Annotated in this window: 27 protein-coding genes; 14 read left to right on the top strand and 13 right to left on the bottom strand. The window is 72.1% G+C overall.

Annotation, left to right across the window (positions count from 1 at the left end):
- Positions 1–3: 3 nt before the first annotated feature.
- From ACYVO2_RS32685 to ACYVO2_RS32660, 6 genes are all read right to left on the bottom strand, one after another.
- A complete protein-coding gene (locus ACYVO2_RS32685; RefSeq protein WP_461011709.1) occupies positions 4–1,029 on the bottom strand; it encodes a C40 family peptidase in 1,026 nt (341 codons plus the stop codon).
- A gap of 308 nt (positions 1,030–1,337) precedes the next feature.
- Positions 1,338–2,252 (bottom strand): M56 family metallopeptidase, encoded by a 915-nt coding sequence (locus tag ACYVO2_RS32680; protein ID WP_461011708.1) that lies wholly within the window; start codon positions 2,250–2,252, stop codon positions 1,338–1,340.
- Complete coding sequence (locus ACYVO2_RS32675; RefSeq protein WP_461011707.1) at positions 2,249–2,620, bottom strand: BlaI/MecI/CopY family transcriptional regulator; 372 nt, start codon at positions 2,618–2,620, stop codon at positions 2,249–2,251. Before ACYVO2_RS32675 ends, ACYVO2_RS32680 begins: the two co-directional genes overlap by 4 nt.
- 296 nt (positions 2,621–2,916) lie before the next feature.
- On the bottom strand, positions 2,917–4,050 hold the full coding sequence (locus ACYVO2_RS32670; protein ID WP_461011706.1) for a methyltransferase domain-containing protein: 1,134 nt from the start codon (positions 4,048–4,050) through the stop codon (positions 2,917–2,919).
- Complete coding sequence (locus tag ACYVO2_RS32665) at positions 4,047–4,922, bottom strand: radical SAM protein (RefSeq protein ID WP_461011705.1); 876 nt, start codon at positions 4,920–4,922, stop codon at positions 4,047–4,049. The genes ACYVO2_RS32670 and ACYVO2_RS32665 overlap by 4 nt, the downstream gene beginning before the upstream one ends.
- 70 nt (positions 4,923–4,992) lie before the next feature.
- Positions 4,993–5,280 (bottom strand): hypothetical protein, encoded by a 288-nt coding sequence (locus ACYVO2_RS32660; protein ID WP_461011704.1) that lies wholly within the window; start codon positions 5,278–5,280, stop codon positions 4,993–4,995.
- Between the two features lie 292 nt (positions 5,281–5,572).
- Here ACYVO2_RS32660 and ACYVO2_RS32655 point away from each other — a divergent pair, with 292 nt between their 5' ends.
- The 3 genes from ACYVO2_RS32655 to ACYVO2_RS32645 are packed head-to-tail and all read left to right on the top strand — an operon-like array spanning position 5,573 to position 7,209.
- Positions 5,573–5,836, top strand: a complete 264-nt coding sequence (locus ACYVO2_RS32655) for a hypothetical protein (protein WP_461011725.1) — start codon at positions 5,573–5,575, stop codon at positions 5,834–5,836.
- Complete coding sequence (locus ACYVO2_RS32650) at positions 5,805–6,338, top strand: DUF6879 family protein (protein WP_461011703.1); 534 nt, start codon at positions 5,805–5,807, stop codon at positions 6,336–6,338. The genes ACYVO2_RS32655 and ACYVO2_RS32650 overlap by 32 nt, the downstream gene beginning before the upstream one ends.
- A 16-nt stretch (positions 6,339–6,354) precedes the next feature.
- The gene (locus tag ACYVO2_RS32645) at positions 6,355–7,209 is read left to right on the top strand and encodes a helix-turn-helix domain-containing protein (protein ID WP_461011702.1); all 855 of its coding nucleotides are present in this window, start codon (positions 6,355–6,357) and stop codon (positions 7,207–7,209) included.
- Between the two features lie 53 nt (positions 7,210–7,262).
- Here ACYVO2_RS32645 and ACYVO2_RS32640 read toward each other — a convergent pair whose 3' ends face one another.
- Both ACYVO2_RS32640 and gyrB read right to left on the bottom strand, forming a co-directional pair.
- The gene (locus ACYVO2_RS32640; protein WP_461011701.1) at positions 7,263–7,577 is read right to left on the bottom strand and encodes a hypothetical protein; all 315 of its coding nucleotides are present in this window, start codon (positions 7,575–7,577) and stop codon (positions 7,263–7,265) included.
- Positions 7,578–7,681: 104 nt separating this feature from the next.
- A complete protein-coding gene (gene gyrB / locus ACYVO2_RS32635; RefSeq protein WP_461011700.1) occupies positions 7,682–9,721 on the bottom strand; it encodes a DNA topoisomerase (ATP-hydrolyzing) subunit B in 2,040 nt (679 codons plus the stop codon).
- Positions 9,722–10,278: 557 nt separating this feature from the next.
- Between gyrB and ACYVO2_RS32630 the strand changes: the two genes are divergently transcribed.
- The 4 genes from ACYVO2_RS32630 to ACYVO2_RS32615 all read left to right on the top strand — a co-directional run bounded on the left by ACYVO2_RS32630 (position 10,279) and on the right by ACYVO2_RS32615 (position 13,626).
- Positions 10,279–11,163, top strand: coding sequence for a fructosamine kinase family protein (locus ACYVO2_RS32630; protein ID WP_461011699.1), 885 nt, complete (start codon positions 10,279–10,281; stop codon positions 11,161–11,163).
- A gap of 396 nt (positions 11,164–11,559) precedes the next feature.
- Positions 11,560–12,798 (top strand): glycoside hydrolase family 5 protein, encoded by a 1,239-nt coding sequence (locus ACYVO2_RS32625; protein ID WP_461011698.1) that lies wholly within the window; start codon positions 11,560–11,562, stop codon positions 12,796–12,798.
- 81 nt (positions 12,799–12,879) lie between these two features.
- Positions 12,880–13,014, top strand: a complete 135-nt coding sequence (locus ACYVO2_RS32620) for a hypothetical protein (RefSeq protein WP_461011697.1) — start codon at positions 12,880–12,882, stop codon at positions 13,012–13,014.
- A 150-nt stretch (positions 13,015–13,164) separates the two neighbouring features.
- The gene (locus ACYVO2_RS32615; RefSeq protein WP_461011696.1) at positions 13,165–13,626 is read left to right on the top strand and encodes a GNAT family N-acetyltransferase; all 462 of its coding nucleotides are present in this window, start codon (positions 13,165–13,167) and stop codon (positions 13,624–13,626) included.
- 82 nt (positions 13,627–13,708) lie between these two features.
- On the opposite strand, the gene ACYVO2_RS32610 is transcribed toward ACYVO2_RS32615, so the two are convergent.
- Positions 13,709–14,308: a TetR/AcrR family transcriptional regulator gene (locus ACYVO2_RS32610; RefSeq protein ID WP_461011695.1), complete on the bottom strand. Its 600-nt coding sequence runs from the start codon at positions 14,306–14,308 to the stop codon at positions 13,709–13,711.
- 20 nt (positions 14,309–14,328) lie between these two features.
- On the opposite strand from ACYVO2_RS32610, the gene ACYVO2_RS32605 reads away from it, so the two are divergent.
- The 4 genes from ACYVO2_RS32605 to ACYVO2_RS32590 all read left to right on the top strand — a co-directional run bounded on the left by ACYVO2_RS32605 (position 14,329) and on the right by ACYVO2_RS32590 (position 18,297).
- Entirely contained in the window at positions 14,329–14,481 is a 153-nt protein-coding gene (locus ACYVO2_RS32605) for a hypothetical protein (RefSeq protein ID WP_461011694.1), read from the top strand.
- Positions 14,462–15,370, top strand: coding sequence for an oxidoreductase (locus ACYVO2_RS32600; protein ID WP_461011693.1), 909 nt, complete (start codon positions 14,462–14,464; stop codon positions 15,368–15,370). The genes ACYVO2_RS32605 and ACYVO2_RS32600 overlap by 20 nt, the downstream gene beginning before the upstream one ends.
- A gap of 49 nt (positions 15,371–15,419) precedes the next feature.
- Positions 15,420–16,088, top strand: a complete 669-nt coding sequence (locus tag ACYVO2_RS32595; protein ID WP_461011692.1) for an NAD-dependent epimerase/dehydratase family protein — start codon at positions 15,420–15,422, stop codon at positions 16,086–16,088.
- Positions 16,089–16,200: 112 nt separating this feature from the next.
- Positions 16,201–18,297, top strand: a complete 2,097-nt coding sequence (locus ACYVO2_RS32590) for a phosphocholine-specific phospholipase C (RefSeq protein WP_461011691.1) — start codon at positions 16,201–16,203, stop codon at positions 18,295–18,297.
- Positions 18,298–18,353: 56 nt separating this feature from the next.
- Here ACYVO2_RS32590 and ACYVO2_RS32585 read toward each other — a convergent pair whose 3' ends face one another.
- Entirely contained in the window at positions 18,354–19,652 is a 1,299-nt protein-coding gene (locus ACYVO2_RS32585) for a hypothetical protein (RefSeq protein WP_461011690.1), read from the bottom strand.
- On the bottom strand, positions 19,640–20,491 hold the full coding sequence (locus tag ACYVO2_RS32580) for an alpha/beta fold hydrolase (protein WP_461011689.1): 852 nt from the start codon (positions 20,489–20,491) through the stop codon (positions 19,640–19,642). Before ACYVO2_RS32580 ends, ACYVO2_RS32585 begins: the two co-directional genes overlap by 13 nt.
- 285 nt (positions 20,492–20,776) lie before the next feature.
- On the opposite strand from ACYVO2_RS32580, the gene ACYVO2_RS32575 reads away from it, so the two are divergent.
- Together ACYVO2_RS32575 and ACYVO2_RS32570 are read left to right on the top strand one after the other, a co-directional pair.
- Positions 20,777–21,589, top strand: coding sequence for an endonuclease/exonuclease/phosphatase family protein (locus tag ACYVO2_RS32575; RefSeq protein WP_461011688.1), 813 nt, complete (start codon positions 20,777–20,779; stop codon positions 21,587–21,589).
- A gap of 316 nt (positions 21,590–21,905) precedes the next feature.
- A complete protein-coding gene (locus ACYVO2_RS32570; RefSeq protein WP_461011687.1) occupies positions 21,906–23,342 on the top strand; it encodes a glycoside hydrolase family 76 protein in 1,437 nt (478 codons plus the stop codon).
- Positions 23,343–23,417: 75 nt separating this feature from the next.
- On the opposite strand, the gene ACYVO2_RS32565 is transcribed toward ACYVO2_RS32570, so the two are convergent.
- Both ACYVO2_RS32565 and ACYVO2_RS32560 read right to left on the bottom strand, forming a co-directional pair.
- A complete protein-coding gene (locus ACYVO2_RS32565; protein WP_461011686.1) occupies positions 23,418–24,299 on the bottom strand; it encodes a fructosamine kinase family protein in 882 nt (293 codons plus the stop codon).
- Entirely contained in the window at positions 24,296–24,760 is a 465-nt protein-coding gene (locus ACYVO2_RS32560) for a low molecular weight protein-tyrosine-phosphatase (RefSeq protein WP_461011685.1), read from the bottom strand. The genes ACYVO2_RS32565 and ACYVO2_RS32560 overlap by 4 nt, the downstream gene beginning before the upstream one ends.
- 448 nt (positions 24,761–25,208) lie before the next feature.
- Here ACYVO2_RS32560 and ACYVO2_RS32555 point away from each other — a divergent pair.
- Positions 25,209–25,949, top strand: a 741-nt coding sequence (locus ACYVO2_RS32555) for a TetR family transcriptional regulator (RefSeq protein ID WP_461011684.1), incomplete at its 3' end; no start/stop codon positions are given.

Here is a 25,949-nt window from a genome sequence, read left to right as displayed (position 1 = left end):
GGCTCAGGGGCGCGTGGCGGCGAAGTACGGCATGGAGTCCAGGTCGGTGATCTCGACGTTCTTGCCGGTGCGCGGTGCGTGGATGGCCTTGCCGTTGCCCACGTAAAGACCGTTGTGCTGGTTGTCGTTGTACCAGTAGACGATGTCGCCGGGCTGGAGGTCGGAGCGGGAGACCTTGCGGCCGGCGGTGTACTGCTGGATGACTGTGCGGGGCAGGGAGACGCCCGCGGCCTTCCAGGCGGCGCCGGTCAGACCGGAGCAGTCGTAGGAGTTCGGCCCGGTGGAACCCCACTGGTACGGCTTGCCGAGCTGGGCGTAGGCGAACTCGACGGCGGCGCGGGCGCGGCCGCTGGCCGGGCCGTCGTAGGTGGCCGGCTTGTCGCTGCTGCCGGATGCCTTGTCGGCCGCGGCCTCCGCTGCCTCGAGCTCCGCGCGTTCGGCGGCGGTGAGGCTGTTCAGCAGCTCCTGCGCGTCGCGCAGTTTGCCCTGGATCTCCCGCTTCTTCCCGGCCAGTTGCTGGCGTTCCTCCTCCACGGCGGTGAGCTTCCCCATCGCCTGGGAGCGGGTCCGGTCGAGTTCGCGCTGCTTGTCCCGGAGCGTCTCCAGCAGGGTGGCCTGACCCGTGCCGACGCGGTCGAGTGCCTCGGCCTGCTCCAGGTAGTCGTCCGGGTCGGAGGAGAGGAACAACCGCAGGCTCGGATCCATGGTGCCGTCGCGGTACTGGGCGGCGGCGAGCCGGCCCATCTCCTGCCGCAGCTTGTTGATCTCGGCCCGCTGGTCGGCTACGCGCTCCTGAGCGCGGTCGGCCTCCTTCTGTAGGGCCTTCTTCCGCTCGACGATGGCGTTGTACTCCTCCGTGGGCGCCTCGGCGTCGTGGTAGAGATCCTCGACCTGCTGGCGCACCTCGTCGATCGACGGCTTCGGCTCGGCCTGGCTCTGCGATGGGAACAGGGAGAAGGCCCCTGCCGTGGCGGCCAGGACGGCGAGCCGGGAGCGGCTCGGCGGCTTCGGGCGGCGGTGGGTTCCCATCCTGCGACAACTCCTCGGTTCGCCCGCGCGGGCAGGGGCCGCCTCTCGTGCGGTACCGGTCTGGTCAAGCAAGTGCGTTAAAACTTAGTAGCTTCGTAGTTGGAGTGCAATCCAGCCGTCGACGCGGAGGCTGGGCGGAACGCGGCGCCGTGGGCGGCTCCGATCTGGGGCCTTCGATGTGCGAGACCGCCGCTGCGCTCGGTGCCCCGGGTCTCGTCCGGGTCCGCGTCCGAACCGCGGCAGGCTGCCCACCGGTGCCCGCAGGGTCGGCTCCTATGCCGTCCTGGACGTTTTCGGTGTCTCTCCGGCTACGCGATCGGCGGTGTGCAGCCGAGGAGGAAGGGCAGCAGCGGTGCCGCGACGGCCGCGACCCCCATCGAGACCGACATCGCCGGGTGCGGACGCCGCTGCGGTCCCAGCACTCGCTGCAACCGCACCAGGGCGCTGGGACCGCCGATCGCGAAGGCGCCCCGCGGAACCCTGGCCGCCGCCATCTCGTACATGGCCGTGGCGAGCACCTCGCGCGGCTGGCGGCGCAGCGCACGGTCGTCGGCGATCATCTCCAGCAGCACGGCGGTCTGCTGCCGCGCGTGCCGGGCCAGAGGCAGCCCGCGGAAGACGGTCGCGAACGCCTCGACGGCGGCCATGGCCAGGTGGTGGCGGCCGGTGATGTGGGAGCGCTCGTGCTCCAGCACGGCATCGAGCTGCTCCGGGGAAAGCAGCCGCAGCGCCCCCTCGCTCACGACCACGCGCGGGCGCAGACCGGGCAGGCAGTAGGCGGCGGGCAGGTCGTGTTCGAGGACGGTGACGCGCAGCCGGGCCGAGCGTCGGCCCACCATGTCGAGCACGCTTCGGTGGCGGGTCCGTGAGCGGCGGCCCCGCGCGACCTTGTAGGTGAAAGCGCCGAGGACCAGCCCCACGATGCCGAGCGGCAGGGCGAGGGCCAGCAGATCCGCCGTGTTCGCGTACGGCTCGGCGGCGGCTTCACCGGCCAACCCGCAGGAGTGCAGGAAACCCATGAATCCGGCGTGCAGATGCTCGGTCGGTGTGGCCGCGTTGTAGGCGGCCAAGGCGACGGTGAGCGTGAAGGACACGGTCAGCGCATGCCAGGCGGCCACCGCGAGAGCGGGTGAGCGGTGGGACCAGGTGCCGCGCAGCATCAGGCGGGGGGCGAGGAACCCGACCGCACCCGCGTACCCGATCAACGCCGGAGCCGCGTTCACGTCTGCGTCCGCTTCCCCGCGGTGCGCAGCGCCTTCCGCAGCGCGTTCACCTCGTCCGGGGACATCTGCTCGATGAAGTGGGCAAGTGCCAGCCGGCGGTCCTCGCTCGCGCCGAGGGCGTCCTCCATCAGGGCGGCGGAGTACTCCTCGCGGGTGCGGACCGGTTCGTACAGCCAGGCCCGCCCCTCCTTCTGGTCGCGCCGCAGCCAGCCCTTGGTGTGGAGGATGTTGGCCACGGTCAGCACGGTGGTGTACGCGACAGGCCGTGTCCGGTTGATGTCATCGACCACCTCGCGAACCGTCGCTGGGCGCCGCCATCGCCACAGGCGGTCCATGATCTCCGCCTCAAGGTCGCCCAACCGCCGCATGACCGTTTCCCCTTCTCCGCTGGAGTACGTAGCGCAATAGTAGTTGGCAGCGCCCGGTCACCGCCCTCCGTGATGGCCTCGGTGACGCAGTGGCTGAGGTGGTCGTCCAGGAGCGCGAGGGCGCAGGACCGGAGTGCCGCTGTGGCCCGCTGCCGGCCCGAAGGGTGGGAATCCGTCTGTGTCCCACTTCACCGTGCTGGCTGCAAGGAACCCGGACATGACGAGGCCCCGCACCGGATGCTCACCCGGTGCGGGCCCGTCTCGTGCGCCCATCCTGTGCTGCCCGGTGGGACGGGCTACTCGATCGTGGCTTCCCACTGGCCATGGCTGAGGTGGCACACCCCGTCCGGGTCGATGCGCACGCGGGCGCCGTACAGCCCGACGGTGCCCTCCGTGTTGAGCCGGTCGCGGATGCGCTCCAGTTCGTCCCACAGGCGGCGGGGGCCGCTCTGGTGCACGGTCGGGCGGTCGGTGCCGCGGCCCTCGGCGCGGGCCCAGGAGCCGTCCGGGTGGAGCAGCCACGCCGTGCGCTGCTCGCCGCGCCGCTCGGAGTGGGTCTCGACTCTGGGGACAGCCAGGAGGAGCTGGGTCTTCACCTCCCAGGCGTCACCGACGTCGAGGACGGGGTAGCGGCCGGTGGTGACCTCCTCGCCGTCCTGGCGGCGGACGTGGGGGAGGCGGGTCATGAGGCGGGGCGGGTAGTCGGGGCCGTGGCGGGTGGCCATGAACCCGGCCCAGTCCCGCTCCACCCGGCCCACCGCGCCGCCGTCGGCGGTCTTGTCGGCGCCGATGATCAGGGATGTGCCGGTGATCGTGGTGACCAGGCGTCCGCCCGGCCGCAACGCGGTGAGCCACGAGGCGGGGACGTGGGGGACGGAGACCATGGCCACGATGCGGTCGAACGGCCCCGGCAACGGGCCGGTGGCGTCCCCTGTGACCACCTCCGGCCGGTGCCCTGCCTCCGCCAGGCGTCCACGGGCCGCCTCGGTGAGGTACGGGTCCACGTCCACGCTCGTCACGTGCCGGTCGCCGAACCGGTGGCACAGCAGGGCGGAGGAGTACCCGGAGCCGGTGCCCACGTCCAGCACGTCCATGCCCTCGGCCGGGCGGGCGTGCCGGAACATCTGCACCACCAGCGACGGCAGGGTGGAGGAGGAGGTGGGCCACCACTCCGGGCGGTCCTCGGGCGCCGCGTGGTCGGCGTGCAGGGTGCCGATCTTGGTCACCAGGGTGGTGTCGCTGTAGGCGGCGCGCATCCACAGCCCGGCGTTGCCGGGCCCGTCGGCCAGGAGCGCCCCGTCCTGTTCGGCCCACCACCAGCGGGGCACGAACAGGTGTCTGGGGGTGGAGCGCACGGCGTCGCGCCACCGGGACTCCGGGTGCGTCACCTCGTCGGCGAGCGCGGCGGCGTGCTCCTGCCAGCCGGTCACCGGGCGACCGCCCGGGGGGTGGGCGGGACGGCGGGGAACTTGGGCAGGCAGGCGGGCTGGCCCGGCTGGCAGCTCTGGTCGTCGGGGGAGCAACCGGCCGTTCGCGGGGCCGGGATCAGGGCCGCGATCCGCGACCACCGCCGGCCGGTGAGGATGTCGGCCAGGCGCTGCTCGCGGACGTTGCCCACCGGCATCTCCCTCGCCATCAGGCACAGGGCCACCTCTCCGGTGGGAAGGACGGCCGCCTTGCCCCGGCCGCACCTGCCGCACAGCTCCGCCACGCCGGTTCCGGAGGTGTGCCCGGAGGCCCGGCCGACGCCGCGCATCCGGTCGATCGTCACGTTCGTGACGCCGAGGGTCTCCAGGTCCGCGCGGGCCTCGGCGACGCGCTGCCCGTCCAGCACCTCCACGATCCCGGCGCGCAGCGGGATGCCGCGGCGCAGGGCCTCGGCGATGTTGGCCCGGGTGCGGCGGTGGCTGCCGGGCCGGGTGGTGACGCGGTCGTGCTCGGCGGCGTCGTCGCTGTAGTAGGAGGTGGCGAGCGTGACGCCGTCCTGGGCGAGGACGTCCCACCACTGCGGCTTGATGTGGAACAGGTTGGAGTACACCTCCACCATCAGGCCCAGGCCGAGCGCCTGCTCCAGCAGCTCGGTCCAGTGGGGGGAGAGGGTGGGTTCGCCGCCGATGAGCTGGATGGCGGGGATGCCGAGGGCGGCGATGTCGGCGATGACGTGCTGCCAGTCCTCGCGGGTCATCGTGCCGGGGGGCGCGGTGGGGCCGGAGTCGGTGCAGCAGTGGGTGCAGCGCAACTGGCAGGTGCCGGTGATCTCCAGCTCCACGGACTGGATCCCCGTTAACACGGACGTGTTCACGCGCGTACCTCTCTTCGTGATCGACAGATCGATGGTGCCCTGCGGATCGGGCGCGCCCGCGCGCTGGTCGTCACGGCAGCACCGTCCTGGTGGCGGTGCGCAGCGCGGCCAGCAGGACGCTGGAGCGCGTCAGGTGCCGGGAGGTGACGGGCACCTTCCAGTGGGTGCGCGGTCCGTCGTCGTGGGAGACGGGGGGCACCGCCACGTAGTGCGTGCTGCGGGGGTCCGCGGTCAGTACCGTCGCGGGCACCAACTCCACGTCGTCACCCACCGGCGGCCGCCAGCGCTCCGGCGAGCGAGACTTGGCCGGAAGCGCCGACTTCTCGAAGATGCGGGAGATGTGGTGACTCACGCTCATCAGCTCCTCGTGGCTGGTGGCCATCCCCCGGGGCCGGTCGCGCGGTCGCCGGGGGCTCTTGCGTTCCCCGGCGGAGCGGCTCCTGGGCGTGTGGCAGGTCGTGACCGGCAGCAGGTGCGCCACCGCGGGCCATGACGCTACGAGGGTGATGTGCGCCACTTCCAGCCGTGTGCAGAAGTGTGCGCACACGTCACCCGTTCGGTGCGGACGGGCAATCGCACCCTTGACCTCGGCGGCCGAGCCGGATGACCGTGGTGCAAACCTGTGCACAGGCAAGCCCTCGGAGGCTGAGATGCCGCTAGTTTTCGTCGGGATCGACCCGAACACCGGAGACCACGAGAGCCCGACCGTGTGGGTCGATCCGGAGAAGAATGAACTCGTCTTCCAGGGCTGGAAGCCGAGCCCCGAGGTCCAAGCCGAATGCGCTGCACAGGAGGTCCCCGGCCACGCCGTGGGGATCCCCGAGACCGAGGCCGTCATCCGCATGCCGGCCCGCATGGTGCCACTGATCAGGGAGGCGTGCGATGCCGTCGAGCGTGCCATCGACGTTCACTGAGCTGCTCACCCGGTGCACGCGCTCGGCACTCCACCTGGAAATGCGGGACGCCTACGCCGTGGACTATGAGAAGGGGCCGTTCGCCGACTGGCGGGCCGGGGTCCGTCTTGACCCGGACGACCGGGCCTCGTGGTGGCGGCCCTGGCTCGACCTGGTGCGGGAGACGGTCAGCCGCGGTGTCGTCATGCGGCGAGCCCGGGTCGTCTCCGAGCCGGTCAGCGAGTACACCCGTTTCCTGCACAGCGGCACCTTCACCAACGTCGCCGCGGGCGAGCACGTGCGGTGGCTGCCGCGCCGCCGCGCGTCCGACCTCGCGCTGCCAGGCAACGACTTCTGGCTCTTCGACGGCCGTGTCATCCACTGGAACCACTTCACCGGTGACGGGTCGTCGCTCGGCGGTGAGATCTGGCACGACGCCCCGGCCGCTGCCGAACTGTGTGGGAAGGCGTTCGAGACCGTGTGGTCCCGGGCCATTCCGCACGACCAGTACGAGATTCGGTAGCAGGGCCGGCCAGCCGATGTCCGTCTCCCCGTCGTCCTCAGCCCAAGCCGCGCGAGAAGTCGTCGCGCGGCGCCTGCGCGGGCTCCGCAAGGAGGCCGGGCTGACGGTCGTGCAACTGGCCGACCGGTGCGGCTGGCACCACGCCAAGACATCCCGGATCGAGAACGCGCGCACGGCGCCGTCCGCAACGGACATCCGCCTGTGGTGTCGCGCGTGCGGAGCCGAGGAGCAGGCGCAGGACATCATCGTGCAGTCACTGAACGCCGAGTCGATGTACACCGAGTGGCGCCATCAGGTACGCAACGGGCTGAAGCAGCTCCAGGAGGACTTGGTCCGCTTCTTCCGGCAGACCCAGCTCTTCCGGGTCTACTCCTCCACGCTCGTTCCGGGGCTGCTCCAGACCGAGGGCTACGCTGCGGCGGTTCTCAAGATCGCCGCTGAGTTCCGCGAGCTCCCCGTCGATGACAGCGCCGCCGCGGCGCGGGCGCGGGTGCAACGGTCGAAGGTCATCCACGAGCCGGGGCACCGATTCGTGCTGCTCATCGAGGAGTCGGTGCTGTACCACCAAGTGGGCGACGCCGACGCGATGGCTGCTCAGCTCGGGTACCTCCTCACTGCCGGTGCCCTGCCGGCGGTGTCTCTCGGTGTGATCCCGATGACCACGTCGGAACGGCGGCACTGGCCGCGCGAGACCTTCCACTTGTACGACGACACGCTGGTGTCCGTGGAGCTGATCTCGGCAAGGGTGAAGATCACGCAGCCTGCCGAGGTGGCACTGTACCTGCGCGCGTTCGAGGAACTGCGGAGCATGGCGGTGTACGGGGCACAGGCACGCAAGTTGATCGTGAAGGCGATCGACGCGCTTCGGTGACATTACGCAAACCCCCATGCCGGGCCCGGCGTGGCTCGGTAGGGGGCGGTCCGTCAAGGCAGGGTCACCCGGACCTCGCCGCTCTCCGGATGGCTCTCGACCGTGTACCCGGCTTCGACCAGGATCACGTGGAGTGCCTGGGTCAGCACATGCCGGAGACCGTCGTACCGGGGTGCCGCACCGCCGTCCTGAGCGTGCTGCCGTGGTGCGGCCAGCTCGTCACCGGGATCCCAGGTGATGATCACGGTGTCGTCCACGCGGCGTAAGAACAGGCCGGTGCTTCCCGCGGAGCGGATCTGCGAGACGTCGAACCCCGCACGGGACAAGGTGCGGGACACCTGGTCGATCAAACGCTCCACTTCGGGCATGGGCGGATTCTATGGGCGCGAGTTGCGGGGAAGCTCGCGGTTCCGCCCTTCTGGATGGGGGCCGTTGCGCGACGAGTACCCCGCCGGGAGGCCGGTGCCCGGGGTCAGACGTCGAGGAAGCGGACGTCCTTGGCGTTGCGCTGGATGAAGTGGCGGCGGGCTTCGACGTCCTCGCCCATCAGGACGGAGAAGAGGTCGTCGGCGACGGCCGCGTCATCGAGGGTGACCCGGCCCAGGACCCGGTGGTCGGGGTCCATGGTGGTGACGCGCAGTTCCTCGGCGTTCATCTCGCCCAGGCCCTTGAAGCGCTGGATGGTGTCGTCCTTGATCCGGCGGCCGTCCTGCCGGCCCCGTTCCAGGAGCAGGTCGCGTTCGCGGTCGGAGTAGGCGTATTCGACGTGGTCCCGGCTCCACTTGATCTTGTAGAGCGGGGGGCGGGAGAGATGGACGTGGCCACCTTCGATCAGCGGCCGCATGAAGCGGAACAGGAAGGTCAGCAGCAGGGTGTTGATGTGCTGGCCGTCGACGTCGGCGTCCGCCATCAGGATGATCTTGTGGTAGCGGAGCCTGGCGATGTCGAAGTCCTCGTGCACGCCCGTGCCGAAGGCGGAGATGATCGCCTGGATCTCCGTGTTCTGGAGGATCCTGTCGATCCTGGCCTTCTCCACGTTGAGGATCTTGCCGCGGATCGGGAGGATCGCCTGGTACCGCGGGTTGCGGCCGGATCTGGCCGAGCCGCCGGCGGAGTCCCCTTCGACGATGAAGATCTCCGACATCGCCGGGTCGTTCGACTGGCAGTCGGAAAGCTTGCCCGGCAGCGCCGCCGTTTCCAGCAGGCCCTTGCGGCGGGTCAGGTCGCGCGCCTTGCGGGCCGCGACGCGGGCCGTGGCCGCCTGGATGGCCTTGCGCACGATGTCCGATGCCTCGTTCGGGTTCCGGTCGAACCAGTCGGCCAGGTGCTCGTGGACGACCTTCTGCACGAAGGCGCGCGCCTCGGTGTTGCCGAGCTTGGTCTTGGTCTGGCCCTCGAACTGGGGCTCGCCGAGCTTGACCGAGATGATCGCGGTCAGGCCCTCGCGAATGTCCTCGCCGGAGAGGTTGGCGTCCTTTTCCCGCAGCAGTTTCCTCTCCCGCGCGTAGCGGTTGACCACGGTGGTGAGTGCCGTGCGGAAGCCCTCCTCGTGGGTGCCGCCCTCGTGGGTGTGGATGGCGTTGGCGTAGGAGTACACGCTGTCGGTGTACTGGCCGTTCCACTGGAGGGCCACCTCGACCGACAGCAGCCGTCCCGGGTCCTCGGCGGCGATGGTGATGACCGAGGGATGGACCGGTTCGCCCTTGCGGGCGTTGAGGTGGGCGACGAAGTCGGTGATGCCGCCGTCGTAGCGGTAGGAGACGGTCTTCGCCGCCGGGTCCGAGTCGGGTTCGTCCGCCGCGGCCGTCGCGCGCGCGGAGGCCCGTTCGTCGGTGAGGGTCAGGGTGAGCCCGCGGTTGAGGAAGGCCATCTCCTGGAAACGCCTGGCCAGCGTCTCGAAGGAGTATGCGGTGGTCTCGAAGATGCCGCCGTCCGCCCAGAACGTCAGCGAGGTGCCCGTCCGGGAGGTGGCCTCGTGGCGGGCCGGCGGAGCGGTGGGAGCGCCGTTCCGGTACTCCTGCGTCCAGCGGTGGCCGTCGGTCCGGATCTCCGCCGACAGCCGGGTGGACAGCGCGTTGACCACCGAAAGGCCCACACCGTGCAGACCGCCGGAGACCGCGTACCCGCCGCCCCCGAACTTCCCGCCCGCGTGCAGCACGGTCAGCACCACCTCTATGGCCGGCCGCTTCTCCACCGGGTGCAACCCCACCGGGATGCCGCGGCCGTTGTCGACCACCCGCACCCCGCCGTCGGCGAGGATCGTCACGTCGATCCGGTCGGCCACCCCCGCGAGCGCCTCGTCCACGGAGTTGTCCACGAGCTCCTGCACGAGATGGTGCAGCCCCCGCTCTCCCGTGGAGCCGATGTACATCCCCGGCCGCTTGCGCACCGCGTCCAGGCCGTCCAGGACGGTGATCGCGTTGGCGTCGTACGCCGTCCGCCCGGCATGGCCGGGCTGCGGGGACTCGGGGGTACCGCCGCCGGTGCTGGTGCGAGTGTCGTAAGTGGTCACGGATGCTCTCTTTCGGGCATGGCAGACCGCGCTCCCACGCCACGGTGCGGGAGCGGCCGGACAGCTTGCGGAGACAGGGCACGGCAGCCCAAACAGGGCCCCGGGGCTCACGGGCCTCGGGACCGGTGGCTACCGGGACGCTGTTCAGAGTACCGGAGGTGAACCGTGCAGATGGGGCGGGAAAGCCTTCGTGCGCCTCTGTGTGCCTCTTTTGTGGTCGCAGACGATCCCCCCTGTTCTGGACCGTCAAAAGTGCGCGAGAACGCCTCTCAGGGGTCCTCTTGGCGTCTTGTCGCGCAGTGCCTCAGGCACCATTTCCGACGTGACACTCCGCGGTCACCGGTCGCGCTGCGTCAGGCCGTCGGCGTCCGGCGTCCGGCCTCCGCCGGACCCTGGGCGCGGGCGGCATCCGGACCGGCTGATGTCTCAAGTGATGTGTCAGGGCATGCTGTTCGTCCTGCGGCGCTCTCCACCGGGAGGCCGACTCCTGAGACGGGTGAGCCGCCGCCGGCTCGGCCCCGCCCGTCATGACGCCTGACCAGCACAGAGGAGCACCCGTGGCAGACCCGATATCCCTCCTGCTCCAACGCCTGCACGCGGCCGGACTGACCGACGTCGTCGCGGTCGAGCCGGCCACCGGAGGGCTCGCCGCGACCGCGGGGATCGCGCTCCGCGGTGACGGCACGTCGGTGTTCGTCAAGGCGTTCGACGAGCCGCCGTCGGGTGACGCCTTCGCCGCGGAGGCCGAGGGGCTCACCGTGCTGCGCGAGGCGGGCGGCGTCGCCACGCCCGAAATCGTCGTCGCCGACCGCGACCTGCTCGTGCTGTCCGTGCTGCGGCCCCGCCCGGGCACCGGGGAATTCTGGGAGCGGCTCGCGAATGTGCTCGCCCACCTGCACACCGCCACGCGCCACCCCCGGTTCGGGTGGCACCGGGACAACTGGTTGGGGCGTCGTCGGCAGGTCAACACCTGGGAGGACGACGGGTTCGAGTTCTTCGCCCAGCACCGTCTGCTGCGCTGGCTGGGCGAGCGTCGCGTCGAGGAGGCGCTGGACGCCGCGGACCGGGCGGCGCTGGAGCGGCTGTGCGACCTGCTGCCCGAGCTGCTGCCGACCAGGCCCGCGTGCCTGACGCACGGCGACCTGTGGACGCAGAACGTCATGGCCACCCCCGACGGGCGGCCCGCGCTGATCGACCCGGCCGTGTCGTACACGTGGGCCGAGGTCGATCTGGCCCACCTGTGGACGACGGCGCCGCCGCCCGAGGCGCACGTGTTCTTCGAGCTGTACGCCGAGCTGACCGGGCTCGACCGCGACTGGCGCGCACGCATGCCGATCCTCCAGTTGCGCCAGCACCTGGCCGTGATCGCCCAGTTCGACCCCGACTGGGGCGCCGCCGACCTCGTCCGCGCCACGCTCGCCCCGTTCCGCCGGCGGCGCTGAGCTCGGCCGCCGAACTGAGGTCATTCACCGTTGAAGATCCACTTCCGATGCGCGATCCAGTTCGCGCGCAACACTTGAAACGATCAATAGAATGCGCTTACATCGACAGTGTTTGACCGTGTACGTTCACGGGCTGATGCTGGGTCACACTTCAAGAGAGGCTGGCGAGCCCGACCGCTCGATTCGAGTAAAGCCCCTCAAGTCCCCCGGAAGCCCTGTGGTACGGCAAAGCGGCGGCGGCGCCGAGTCCGCCGAACTGCTCCGCGCATGCGTCGGCGCTTCCCACCCATGATCAACGGGGGGCCCACGAGTCCGCCATGACCACCCGCCACCGCGCCCTGGCGGGTCGGCCTGCCTGGTTCCGGCACCCGCAGGATCGGAAGAGAGGAAATGCCCATGATCTCACCAGCAGGGAAAGTAAAATCCATTTTCCTTGCCGTTGCGTTGGCGGTCGCCGCATCCGTCGCCGGCTCGGCGAACCAGGCGTCGGCCGACACCGCAACACAGATGAACGCCTCGCAGATCGTCGCCGACATGGGCGCCGGCTGGAACCTGGGCAACCAGATGGAGGCCAACATCAACGGGTATCCCAGCGAAACGGCATGGGGTCAGCCGACCATCACGCAGGCCCTCATCGACAAGGTGAAATCCGCGGGATTCAAGACGATACGAATCCCGGTCTCCTATCTGGGACACATAGGCCCCGGCCCGGACTACACGGTCAACGCCGCCTGGCTGAACAGGCTCCAGGAAGTCGTCAACTACGCCTACAACCGTGATATGTACGTGCTGATCAACATGCACGGCGACGGTTACAAGACCATCAACGGCTCCTGGCTGATCTGTGACTCGTCCAACCAGACGGCGATCAGGGCCAAGTACCAGAAGGTCTGGCAGCAGATCGCGACCAAGTTCCGGAACTACGACCAGCGCCTGATCCTGGAGTCCATGAACGAAAACTTCGACGGTCAATTCGGCCGCCCCACCCAGCCGTGCTACTCGAACATCAACAGCTACAACCAGATCTTCGTGGACACCGTCCGGAGGACCGGCGGGAACAACGCTTCCAGGTGGCTGCTCGTTCCCGGCTGGAACACGAACATCGAGTACACCGCAGGGAACTACGGCTTCGTGCTGCCGACCGACCAGTATCGTTCCCCCGCCATCCCCGCCAATGAGCAGCGCATCATGATCTCCGTCCACTACTACGACCCGTGGGACTTCGCCGGAGAGGAAAGCGGCACCATCACACAATGGGGACGAGCGGCGACCAATCCGTCGAAGAGGTCGACCTGGGGGCAGGAAGACTATCTGGACGCGCAGTTCAAGAAGATGTACGACAGATTCGTCGTGCGGGGATACCCGGTGGTCGTCGGTGAGTACGGTGCGATCGACAAGTCGTCGTTCGACTCATCGAACCCCAGGTATCGTGCGGACTACGTGCGCGCCGTCGTGTCCACCGCCAAGAAGTACGGAGCGGCCACGATCTACTGGGACAACGGCGCAACCGGGCGTTACGGGTTCGGACTGTTCAACCGACACTCTCATGCGGTGACCCAGCAGGGCATCATCAGTGCCATCATGAGCGGCGTCGGTGCCAGTGGCCGCAGCCCGGGCCTACCGTCCGCCGCCTGAGGGTTGTCCCGTGAATGATCCGGGGCATGCTGGTTGACCTGCCCGCCTCACCCTCACCGGTCAGCCGGTGAGGGTGAGGCCGTGGAAGCGGGTGACGCCGAGCACGGCGTGGTGCACGCCGTGCCCTTCGAGGTGGCAGTCGCGTCTGCGGTGGTGCGGATGATCAGGGCGGTGCCGGTGTCGCCGCCGTCGGCGAGCGTGGTGGTCTTGCCGTAGGGAGTGCAAGTGATCATGCCTGCGCCGCCCCGGCGCTCCTGCAACCGGCACAGCACCGACGGTTCCCGATGCACCAACACCACAGAACGGGCCCTTGGGCCGAGCGCAACGACGAAACCTGGCCGTGCCGGTGTGCGTAGGTTGGTTGCCGTGACTGTTTCTCTTCGCGAGATCACCGATGACAACCGCGATGCCGTGCTGGCGCTTCGGGTGGCGGCGGATCAGGAGCGGTTCGTCGGGTCGGTGCGTGACGCGTTGGCGGATGCCGCCGAGTATCCGCACGCGCGACCGTGGTACCGGGCCGTCCACGCCGGCGATGAGCCGGTCGGGTTCGTGATGCTGAGTTGGAACGTGGAGCCGCGGCCCCCGGACATCATCGGACCGTGGTTCCTGTGGAAGCTCCTCGTCGACCGGAGACATCAGGGCCGCGGCCATGGTGCCGAGGCTGTGCGCCGGGTCGCGGAGCTCGTCCGGGCCGAGGGTGCGTCCGAGCTGTTGACCAGCTATGTACCGCTGGACGGCGGACCGGCGGGTTTCTACCGGAGGCTCGGGTTCGTGCCCACCGGCGAGCTGGACGGGAACGGCGAGGTCATTGTGCGTCTCGTACTGTAGATGGACGAGTCCGTGGGAGCGGCGCGCACATTCGCCGGGAGCCGGTGCGTCCTCGGATCAGCGGCGGGAGCGCTCCGTCGTCCTACCCCGGTGCGCAGCCCCGCAGGAGGTAGGCGATCACGTCGTTCAGGCCGTGCTCGGTGATGGCCGGGGGGAGCATGCCGCTCACCGCCATGCTGGCGTAGCCGTGCAGGGTGGTGAAGACGGGGAGGCCGATGCGTTCCAGGTCGCCCTGCCGGACCTCGCCGCGGCGCTGGCCGTCGGCGATCAGGTCGAGTACCTGCTCGGACCAGCGGTGGGCGGCCGCGCGCAGGGCGTCCGACGCCTCGGGGGCGTGCTTGACCGAGTACATCAGGTCGAGCAGCGCGGCGTTGTCCGTGGCGAAGCCGACGTAGGCGCGGGCGGCCGCGTCCAGCCGTTCGGCGAACGACTCGCCGGCCCGTTCCTGGGACGCCGCGATGATCCCGCCGAGGCGCTCGAAGCCGGTCAGCGCCAACGCGTCGAGCAGGGCCTGCTTGTCCTTGAAGTGGCGGCTCGGCGCGGCGTGGCTGACGCCCAGGTCGCGGGCGAGCTCGCGCAGTGACAGGGACGCCGGGCCCTTCTCCCTGAGCGTCTCCTCGGCGCGGGTCAGCAGCGCGGCGCGGAGGTCGCCGTGGTGGTAGGGGCGGGGGCGGGTCTGCATGGGCGCATTGTACCTGGGATGTGAACGGCGCCTACATTGTTGCCGTCGCCAGCTTTGTTGCCGTCGCCAGCTTTGTTGGCGACGTCATCTTTGTTGGCAATGGCAGCATTGTTGTCGTTGACAGCATTGTTGTCGGCGTCTACATTGAAAGGCATGGTCACTGCATCCGGTAAGTGGAACATCTCCGACATTCCCGATCAGGCAGGCCGCACCGCCGTCGTGACGGGAGCCAACAGCGGGCTCGGCATCGCCACCGTCGAGGGCCTCGCCGGCGCGGGGGCGCACGTGGTGCTCGCCGTGCGGGATCTCGAGCGGGGCAAGGCCGCCGCCGCGACTGTGCGGGGCAGCGTGGAGGTGCGGCGGCTGGACCTGGCCGACCTCGCCTCCGTGCGCGAGTTCGCCGCGGGATGGCACGGCGACCTGGACGTGCTCGTCAACAACGCCGGTGTCATGAACGTCCCCGAGGGCCGCACCAAGGACGGCTTCGAGACGCAGTTCGGCACCAACCACCTGGGCCACTTCGCCCTGACCAACCTGCTGCTGCCGCACATCACCGACCGCGTGGTCACCGTCTCGTCCGGCGCCCACCGGCTGCCGGGCAGCCCGCGCATCCACTTCGACAACCTCGACCTGGCCGGGGAGTACGCCCCGATGAAGGCGTACAGCCAGTCCAAGCTGGCCAACCTGCTGTTCACCCTGGAGCTCCAGCGGCGGCTCACCGAGGCGGGCTCGCCCGTGCGCGCCCTGGCCGCGCACCCCGGCTGGGCCGCCACCAACCTCCAGGGCCGCGACGCCAGCCCCGTGCGGCGCGCCCTGCTGCGCCTGGGCAACCGGCTGCTCGCCCAGGACAACCGGGCCGGCGCGCTGCCCACCCTGTACGCCGCCGTCCGGGACCTGCCCGGCGCGAGCTACGTGGGCCCCGACGGCCTGGCCGAGATGCGCGGCGCCCCGACCCTGGTGGGCCGCTCGCCCGCTGCCAGCGACCCCGCCTCCGCCCGGCGCCTGTGGACCGTCTCGGAGGAACTGACCGGCGTCACGTATCCGGACGGGGGGGTGGGGTGAGAGGCGAGTGACGGAAAGTCAGACGGCACCCTTCACACCTGGAGCACTCATGCGCGTGGTCGTGTTCGGAGCGTCCGGCATGGTCGGGCACGGTGCGCTGCGCGCCTGCCTGCTGGACGAGGAGGTCACCGAGGTTCTGGCGATCGTCCGCAGACCGCTGGGCCTGCGGCATCCGAAGGTCAAAGAGATCGTCCACACGGACTTCACCGACTACTCGGCCGTCCTGGGGGAGCTGAAGGACCTGGACGCCTGCCTGTACTGCCTGGGGGTCTCCGCCCTCGGCCGGAGCGAGGAGGAGTACACCCGGATCACCTACGACTACGCGCTGGCCGCGGCCCGGGCGCTGAGCGCGGCCGGTACCGGGCCGACCTTCGTGTACGTGTCCGGGGAGGGCACCGACAGCACGGGCGGCGGCCGCACCATGTGGGCCCGGGTCAAGGGCCGCACCGAGAACGCGCTGCTGGCGATGCCGTTCACCGCGTACATGTTCCGCCCCGGCTACATCCAGCCCGTCGGCGGCGCCGTCTCCAGGACGCCCCTGTACCGCGCGGTGTACCGGCTCACGGCGCGGTGCTACCCGCTGCTGCGCCGCCTCGCCCCGCGCTGGGTGACCACGACGGACGACCTGGGCCGCGCGATGCTCGCCGCCGTCCGCCCCGACGGCCGCGGCCCCTTCGTCCTGCGCACCGCCGACATCAACCGCCTCGCCGCCGCCTGAGGACACCGGACGCGCGGGCGGGGGCGTTCCCGAACCCGTCGTGCGGGAGACGTCCGGTGTCCATCTGGCGCAACTACCGTCCCGCGGGTCACTCGCGGAACCTGGAGGCTCGATGGACACGGACATCTCACGGAGGCGGCTGCTCGCCCTGGGCGCGGGCACCGCGGGGGCGGCTGCCGCGGGATCGCTGCTGCCGCCGTCGCTGCGGGCCGCGCTGGCCGCTCAGCCGCCGTCCGGCGGTCTGGACGCGATCAGGCACGTGGTCGTCCTGATGCAGGAGAACCGCTCCTTCGACCACTACTTCGGCACCCTCCGCGGCGTCCGCGGATTCGGCGACCGCAACGCCATCGAACTCCCCTCCGGGCAGTTGGTCTTCGCGCAGCCGGGCCCGTCCGGCGCCGTCCTGCCGTTCCCGGTGCGCGAGGCCGCCGAGGCGCAGCGCAAGGACCTCCAGTACATCGGCGACCTCGACCACAGTTGGGACGGCGGCAACGCGGCCTGGCACGGCGGCTGGATGGACAACTGGGTCGGGGCCAAGACCCCGGCGACGATGGCGTACTACGACCGCCGGGACATCCCCCTGCACTACGAGCTCGCGGACACCTTCACCATCTGCGACGCCTACCACTCCTCGATCCACACCTCCACCAGCCCCAACCGCAACCACCTGCTGAGCGGCTGGACCGGCCACGAGGCGGACGGCAGGCGCGCCGTCGGCAACGACGCCTACGCGGAGGGCACCCACCCCGGCTACCCCTGGACCACCTACCCGGAGCGGCTGGAGCGGGCCGGGCGGACCTGGAAGACCTACCAGGAGTGGGAGAACTTCACCGACAACAACCTGGAGTTCTTCGCCACCTTCAAGGCCGTCGCCCGCAAGGCGCTGGCCAAGGCCGGTGACTTCACCTACATGGAGGCGTTCTACGCCAAGGTGCGCGACGAGGCCACCTCCCGGGCCGAGCGCGACCGGCTGCTGGGGCTGCTGGAGGAGGGCGTGGCCGCGCTCTCCCCGGCCGAGCGCAGCCTGTTCGAACGCGCGCTGCGCAGGGAGCCGACGGGCAGCCTGGCCGCGCGGTTCCGGGCGGACGTCGCCGCGGGCAGGCTGCCGGAGGTCTCCTACCTGGTGCCCTCCGCGGTGGACTCCGAGCACCCCGGCGCCTCCTCGCCGATCGCCAGCGCCACCCTCGTCTACCAGGTGCTGGACGCCCTCGCCTCGCACCCGGAGGTCTGGCGGCACACCGCCGTGTTCCTCACCTACGACGAGAACGACGGCTTCTTCGACCACGTGCCCCCGCCGGTGCCGCCGCAGGGCGACCGGGCCGAGACCTGGCAGGGACGGCCCACCGGGCTCGGCATCAGGGTCCCGATGCTGGTCGTGTCCCCGTGGACCGTCGGCGGGTACGTGTGCTCCGAGGTGTTCGACCACACTTCGGTGATCCGCTTCCTGGAGCGGTGGCTCGGCGTCGAGGAGCCCAACATCACCCCCTGGCGCCGCGCCGTCACCGGCGACCTCACCTCCGCCTTCGACTTCCGCCGCGGCCGTCCGCAGCCCGAGCTGGACCTGCCCGGCCCGATCCCGCCGTTCACCGGCCGCTGGCGGCCCGTCCCGCCGCGGGAGCAGCGGATGCCGGAGCAGGAGCCGGGCACCCGGCGCGCCCGCCCCCTGCCCTACCAGCCGGACGCCCACGGTCGGCTCGACGGCTCCGCGCTGCGGCTGACCGTCACCAACACCGGGAGCTCCAGCGCGCACTTCGCCCTGTACCCGTACCGGGGGGAGTTCCCCGCCCCGCGGCACAGGGACGTGCGGGGCACCGCGGTCTGGGAGGTGCCCGTGGCGGGGAGCGGCTACCGCTTCACGGTCACCGGCCCCAACGGCTTCCGCCGCGAGTTCGCCGGCACGACGGGCGACACGGCCGAGGTCGCCTCGCGGATCGACCCGCGCCACCGCACCGTCCGACTCGCCCTCACCAACCGGGGGAGCAGGCCGCTCACCTTCACCGTGCGGCCCGTCGGCTACGCCGGTCGGCGCGGCGCGGAGCGCCTGACCCGCAAGGTCACGGTGCTCCCCGGCGGCAGCAGGACCGTCCTCCACCCGGCCGCGGACACCCACGGCTGGTACGACCTGACGGTGACCGTCGCCCAGGACCGCGCCTTCCACCGCCGCCTGATGGGCCACATCGAGAACGGCCGGGAGAGCGTCAGCGGCTGACCCGCCCCCGCCCGGCGGCGGCACCCCGCTCCGGATGACGCCCCCGGCACCGGGCGTCATCCGGAGCGGGGCCCGCCCGGCCCCGGGGCGGCCCCGGCCCGTGGGACGGGCGGCCGCAAGGCGGGGGACACCACCTGGGCCAGGACCGCGCCCAGAGGGGGTCCGCCGAGGACGCCCCGCAGCTCGTCCACGCCCCGCCGCCGCTGTCCCGGGGTGAGCGCGAGGTGGGCCTCGATCCGCTCGTTCCAGGTGCGCCGGAACCGCGCGTACAGGCCGTCGTCCTCCCAGACCCGGCCCGCGGCCCGGGCCAGGGCGGCGGTCCCGGCGAGGTCGTCCTCCGGCACCCGCAGGGACGGCAGGACGTCGGCGAACCGCCCCGCCGACCGGCCGAACAGCGTGGCCCCGAGCTGCCGCACCGTGTACAGGTGCGCGTAGTGCTGCTCGTGCAGCGCCAGCGGCAACCGCCCCAGCGCGAGCGACTCGTGCAGCGCGGTCAGCCCGGGGGCGAGCAGTTGGCAGGGTGTGCCCACCACCTGCCGCAGCAGCTCCCGCTGCGGCAGCAGACGGCACACCGCCCGCCGCCCGCCGACGGTGAGGGTCCGCTCGCGGCCCCCGCCGAAGGGTCCGCCGCAGACCAGGACCCTGCGGAAACGCGGCCAGTCCCGCAGCAGGTCGGGCAGCCACCGCAGCAGCAGCCGCACGTACTGGTCGTGGGTGTCGAAGTCCAGCAGGAAGTTCTGGAATCCGCCGACGTCCACCAGCAGGTCGTACTCCGGCTCCGCGGCGGTCGGCGGGTCCCGCAGCCCTTCGTGGTCGATGATCGGGCCGGTGAGGTGGGTGGCCGGTCCCGTGCCGAGCGCGGCCAGGTCGGCCAGGCGCCGGGGCACACCGGGGAAGTTCTGCACCACGCTGTGCGCGGCCAGCAGGTGGGCGGCGACCACCCGTTCGTGCGGTGTCAGCGCGCCCAGGTGCCGGTCGGCGGCGGCGAACGAGGAGCGCGGCAGGCTCGCGCACAGGTCCCGGATGCGCGCCAGCGGGTGCCGCAGCCGCCAGAAGCCGAAGAGGCTGTCCACCATCACCACCGGGCGGCGCGCCACCACCGCGCGCAGCACCAGCTCGGCGTTCATCACCGACACCACCAGGTCGCCGCTCTCCAGCAGGCCGTCGGGCACCGCCGAGTCCGGCCCGCACGTGTCGTGCACGGCCTCGAACGCCTCCGGGTTGCGGCGGACGAACAGGGCGGACACGCCGTCCCCGACGAACACCCGCTCGTGGCCGGTGAGCAGCCGCGAGACCGCGACCAGCTCCGCGGCCGGGCCGAACCCGCAGTTCTGGGCGCCCATCACGATCCGCACGCGCTCACCCCGCCTCCCGGCCCGGCGCCCCGCGCCGCCGCGGGCACGGCGGCGAACACCTCCGCCAGCCGCGCGGCGAACCCGGCCGGGTGGTCCACGAATCCCACGTGGCCGCCGGGGAAGAGCTCCGGCTCACGGCCGAGCAGCCGCGCCAGGGCCGCCGCGGGCCGGTGGACGGCGTCGGCGCGCGAGTCGAGGCCGCCCGCCACGACGACCCGGTCCCCCAGGGCCGCCAGCGCGGGCACATCGGGCACGAACCGGGTGGACGGCCGCAGGACATGGTCCAGGAAGTACGCGCTGTTCTCGCCCGCCGCGGGCAGCTTCGGAGCGGGACGGCCCCCGAAGAAGGGGTTGAGCGCCAGCAGGCCCGCGGCCAGGCCCGCGCGGTGGAAGGTGCGGTGGACCTCGTCGAGGAAGGCCGTCTGCTCCTCGGCGTCCGGCAGCAGTCGCACCGCGGGCGGCTCGTGCGCGACCACGGCACGGACCCGGCCGGGGTGCCGGGCGGCGAGGTGCAGGGCCGCCTGCGCGCCGGAGCAGTTGCCGAGGACCAGCGCCCGCTCCCCGTCGGCGGCCACGTGGTCGAGCAGGCGGCGGGCGTCGTCCGCGTTCACCTCGACCCGCTGCTCGCCGGGCGGGCCGTCCAGAGGGCTGCGCGAGATGCCGCGCGGGTCGTAGGTGAGGACGCGGTGGTCGCGGGCCAGGACGGCGGCCAGGGCGGTGAAGACGGCCGCGTCGCAGCTTCCGCCGGGGATGAGCAGCAGCAGCGGCCCCGCTCCCCGCACCTCGTAGTGCAGCCTCGCGCCCGGCACCGCCAGGGTGTGGCTCTCCAGGGTGTCCATCGCTCTCCGGGGGTCGGGGCCGATTCCGTACCGCACAGGTAACGTTACGGACGGTGAACGGCTTGAGGGAGGCGTGCGTGCAGGAGTGCGAAAGCGCGAACAGGCGTACGTATCGCACCGCGCGCCCCCGCGGGACCGCCATGTCCGCCCCGCACGCGGCCTCGGGCGTCGGCGCGACGGGGCCGCGCCCGCCCGCGCGGAGGTGGTGACGCCCGCATGAGAGAGCGGTGAACTCTTGCCGCGCGCACTGTCATGAGCCGTCGGCAGGGCAGCACAATCGGCGCCGTGATCCAGCTCTCCCCGACCCATCCGCGCGCCGCCGCGCTCGCCCTCCTGACGACCGCCGCGCTGCTGCTGTCCCCCGGCACGGCCGCGCCCGCCCCCGCGGCCCCGGCCGAGGGGGCGCCCCCCGAGGCGAAGCCGCCCTACTCGCTCCTGCACATGAACATCTGCGCCAGCGGATACGCGGGCTGCTACCCCAAGACCGCGTACCCCAAGGTCATCGACGAGGTGGTGGCCCGCATCCGGGCCAACGACGTCAACGCGGTCACCCTCAATGAGGCGTGCAGCGGCGACGTGGCCGACATCGCCGCGCGCACCGGCTACCACCACCGCTTCGCCACGGTGCTCTACCGCGGGGCCCCGCTGGCCTGCAAGTCGCCGGACGGGCGAGGCGTGTTCGGCAACGCCGTGCTCACCAAGGAGGCCGTCCGCGCCGCCGAGGACGCGCCGTTCTCCGTGTTCAGCGGGGTGGAGCAGCGCCGCTGGCTGTGCGTCACCACCGCCCGCCGGGTGGACGTGTGCACCACCCACCTCTCCACCGACGGCGAGGCCCCCGGCAGCGCCAACTCCGTCCAGTGCGCCGAGCTGGCCCAGGTGCTCGACTCCCGCGGCCGGCGGACCGTCTTCGCCGGAGACGTGAACCGCCGCACCTCGTGCGCGCCCGAGGGCCAGTGGACGCTCACCGACGCCGCCGCCACCCAGGCCCCCGGCATCCAGCACGCGTACGGAAACCTGACGGCGCCGACGCTGGAGCTCGAACCGGCGACCCACACCGACCACGACGCGCTCGTGGTGCGCGCGGGCCTGCCCCGCTGACCCGGCGGCGGTATCGGTGGCGATGCCGGCGGCCCCGGCCCCGCGGCCCGCGGGCGTCCCTTCGCCCGTGCCCCGCGGCGCCGGGGCAGCGCCCTCTCGCGGCACCGGGGCGGCCGTGCCCGCCGTGAAGCGGGCTGGTCGCCCGTCCTCCGTCGCCCTTGACAACGTTTTCCGGCGAAGTCGTTGACCCTCGCGGAACCGGCCCCTACCGTTCCGTCCGGAGGACCCCTCCACCAGCCCCGCGCCTCGTCTCTCGCCGGGAGTCCCCATGCGGACGTGGTTCCGAAAGCGCCGTACCCTCGCCCCGCTGATTGTCATGCTCGGGTCATTGACCGGGTCGCTGATCGCCGCGGCCCCGGCCGCCCCCGCACCGGAACCCGCCCCCGACTCGGTGCGGGCCGCCGTCTGCAACATCCACTGCGACGCCCGCGACCCCGCGCTCGCCGCGCAGGACCGGGTGCCGGTCACCGCGACCGTCCACTCCCGCGCCATCTCCCTGCACTTCGACGACACCGCCGCGATGGGCTGGGCCGCGATCGGCGGCGGCAGCCCGGGCGACGAGGTCTGGCTCGACCGCTCGTTCGACGGCGGCCGCACCTGGGCCTCCGGCAGCAGGCTCGGCAGCACCGCCGTCCCGTCGGGCCGCCGCGACTGGCGCACCCTCATGTACAACGTGGACGACTGGGCCGCCCGCGGCGTCGGGGCGCTGCGCGCCTGCGGCAAGGCCGGCGACCGCCCGGAGATCGCCTGCACCGCCTGGGCCCGCACCACCTGGAACGCCGGCAACCGCCGCACCGCCGCCGCGACCGCGCTCATGCAGTTCTACGACAACGGCACCGGCCTGTTCCGCACGACCGGCTGGTGGAACTCCGCCAACGCCCTGACCGCGCTCGTCGACAACATCCGCGTCACCGGCATGGGCAGCTACCGGTACGCCATCGCCACCACCTACGACCGCAACCTGAACGCGAAGGACGGCCAGTTCAGGAACGAGTACATCGACGACACCGGCTGGTGGGGGCTGGCCTGGATCGCCGCCTACGACCTGACCGGCGACCGCCGGTACCTGGAGACCGCCCGGGCCGACGCCGAGCACATGGCCCGCCACTGGGACGGCACCTGCGGCGGCGGGGTGTGGTGGAGCACCGCGAAGACGTACAAGAACGCCATCTCCAACTCCCTGTACCTCCAGCTCAACGCCGCGCTGCACAACCGCATCCCGGGCGACACCGTGTACCTCGACCGCGCCGTGCGGGGGTGGGCCTGGTTCCGGCAGACCGGCATGATCAACGCCTCGAACCTGGTCAACGACGGCATCGACCTGTCCACCTGCCGCAACAACGGCCAGCCCGTCTGGTCCTACAACCAGGGCGTGCTGGTCGCCGGCCTCACCGAGCTGTACCGCGCGAACGGCGACGGGGACGTCCTGGCCGCCGCCCGCAGGATCGCCGACGCGTCCACCACGGCCCCGTCCCTCCACACCAACGGCATCCTCCGCGACCCGTGCGAGGCCGGTGGCTGCGGTGCCGACGGCCCGTCGTTCAAGGGCGCCCACGTCCGTGGCCTCGGCAGGCTGAACGTGCTGCTGCCCGACCGCCCGTACAGCGCCTATCTGAAGCGGCAGGCCGACACCGCCCACGCCGCCGACCGCAACGCCCTCGACGCCTACGGCCTGAAGTGGGCGGGCCCCCTGGACACGACGGACGCGGCGAGGCAGCAGAGCGCGCTCGACCTGCTGAACGCGGCACCGTAGCCGCCGCGGGCCGCGGCGCGGGCCCGGTCCGCCGCCGCGCCGGGGCGGGACGTCACCGCGCCGGGGGCGGGGACGTCACCGCGCCAAGGCCGACCGGGCCTCCGTGAGGGCCTGTTCCGCGTAGCCGCGGCCGAACAGCACCGCGTGCACCAGGAGCGGGAAGAGCTGGTGCAGGCCGATGCGGCGCCGCCAGCCTTCGGCGAGCGGCGACGCCTCCTGGTAGCCGTCCAGCACCCGGTCCAGGTGCGGGCAGCCGAACAGGTGGAGCATCGCCAGGTCGGTCTCCCGGTGCCCGCCGTGCGCGGCCGGATCGATGAGCCACGCCCGCCCGTCGGCCCCCCACAGCACATTGCCGTTCCACAGGTCGCCGTGCAGCCGGGCGGGCGGCTCGGCGGGCCCGGCCAGCTCGGGCAACCGCTCACAGACCCGCTCGACCACGGCCGCCTCGGCGTGCCGCACCGTGCCGTCGTCCACCGCCCGGCGCAGATAGGGCAGCACCCGGTGCTCGGCGTACCAGCGCGGCCAGTCGGCGCCCGGGACGTTGCGCATCGGGGCCGCCCCGATGCGCGCCCGCTCGCGGCCGCCGGGCGGCGGGGCGCCGAACGCGGGCGCGCCCGCGGCGTGCATCGCGGTCAGGTCCCGGCCGAACCGGTCGATCCCGGCGGCGCCGGGCCGGCCCGGCGGAACGCGGTCGGTCACCAGCCAGTCCTCGTCGTGGCCGCGCACCACCGGGACGCGGACCGCTCCGGCGTCGGCCAGCCAGCGCAGCCCCGCCGCCTCGGCCCGCGCCGCACCGGGCCCGTCGCCGCGCTTGACCACCACCACCTGCCCGCCGTCGAGGGTGACCTCGGCGAGCGCCCCCGACAGCGGACGTGCGCCGGTCACCGGGCGGCCGGTGAGCCGGGCCGCGGCGGCACGGTGCTCCCCGCCGCCTCCGGCCGCCGGGCGGGCGGTCATGCGTCGAGGCGCTCGCGCACCCAGGCGAGCAGGCCGGGCATCGCGGCCTCGATCATGGTCAGCATCTCCTCGAACCCCTCGGGGCCGCCGTAGTACGGGTCCGGCACGTCCGGGTCGCCGGTCGGCCGCGGGTCGAAGGAGCGCAGCAGCCGGACCCGGGACGGGGCGTCGACCAGTCGCCGGAGCGCCTTCTCGTGGCCGCGGTCCAGCGCCACGAGCAGATCGGCGTCCAGGTGCCCGTCGCCCACCTGGGCCGCGACGTGCTCCACGGCGTAGCCGCGCCGCGCGAGCAGCTCACCGGCCCGCTCGTCGACGGGTTCGCCCACGTGCCAGGGGCCGATGCCGGCGCTGGTGACCCGTACCGCGCCGTCCAGGCCCGCCCTGCGCAGATGCTCGGCGAACACCAGCGCGGCCGACGGCGACCGGCAGATGTTCCCGGTACAGACGAAGCAGATGTGCACGACGGCCATGGTACGGCCGAGACTCCGCGGCCGGACCGGGGCCGACCGGGCCTTTCGGGGCGGTGAGGGGGCGATGTGCCGCAGTGAGTGGGCCCGTCGGTTGGTGGGCCGGTGGGCGTCACGTTCCGCGAACTTTCGGCGGGCGGGTGGTGGTTTTCGGCCAGTTCGGTGGTGCGGCGCGCGGCGGTGGGAGGTTCAGTCGCCGGGTGGGTGAAAGGGCTGGTGACGCTCGTTCACCAGTCCAGGCAAACGCGAGTTCCTCGCGAGGGGCCGCCGTGCTGGATGGGCGGGCGCGGACGGTGGCCGGAGCGGGGGTGTTCACCGCTCGCCGGGCCCGTCACCTGCTGGGATGACGGTGGGTGTGCGGGTGCCCGGTCCGGGGCCGGTCTTCGCCCCACGACTGATACTGACACTTGTGCTTACTAAGCAGCAAGAGCAGACTCATGGCATGACGACGGAACAGACGCAACTGAAAGAGATCGGGGAGGTGGTGGTCCGCCACCTGACCGACACCGGCCGCGAGGCGGCCGACCTGACCCTCGCCGACCTCGCGGAGATCGTCGGCATATCCCGGGCCACCCTGATCCGCCGCATCGGCAGCCGCGCCGCCCTGGACAACGTCCTCGCGGCGGCCGGGGTGCGGCAGGTCAAGCGGCCCAACGCGACCGAGCGGTGCGTGGAGGCCGCCGCCCGGCTGTACGCGGAGCGCGGGGTCGCCGAGGTGACCCTGGAGCATGTGGCCGCCGCCGCGGGATGCACCGTGCAGGCGATCCACGGCGGGCTCGGCGGCAGGGACGGCCTGCTGGTGGCCGTCTTCGAGCGGTACAGCCCGCTGCCGCGGATGGCCAAGGCCAAGCAGCGGCAGCCCAGGGACCTCACCGAAGGCGCCCGGGTGCTCTACTCCCAGGTCCTCGCCACGCTCCTCGGTGACCCGCCCGTGCTCCCCACGCTCATCGTGGAGGTGCTCTCCCGCCCCAGCGGGGCCCTGGCCTCCCACGTCCGCGACAGCTACGCCCCGCGGGTCGCCGAGCTGGTGGAGGGCTGGCTGGCCGGGCACCTCGCCCGCGGCACCGTCCGCCCCTTACCCCGCCCCACCCTGATGAGCCTGTTCACCGGACCGGTCCTGCTCCAGTCCGTCCTGGCCGCCGTCGTCGGCGACCACCCCACCCCCAGGCAGAGGGAGCGCATC

It is taken from the genome of Streptomyces capparidis (genome assembly GCF_054782095.1).
This window is presented reverse-complemented; position numbering and strand designations above follow the sequence as displayed.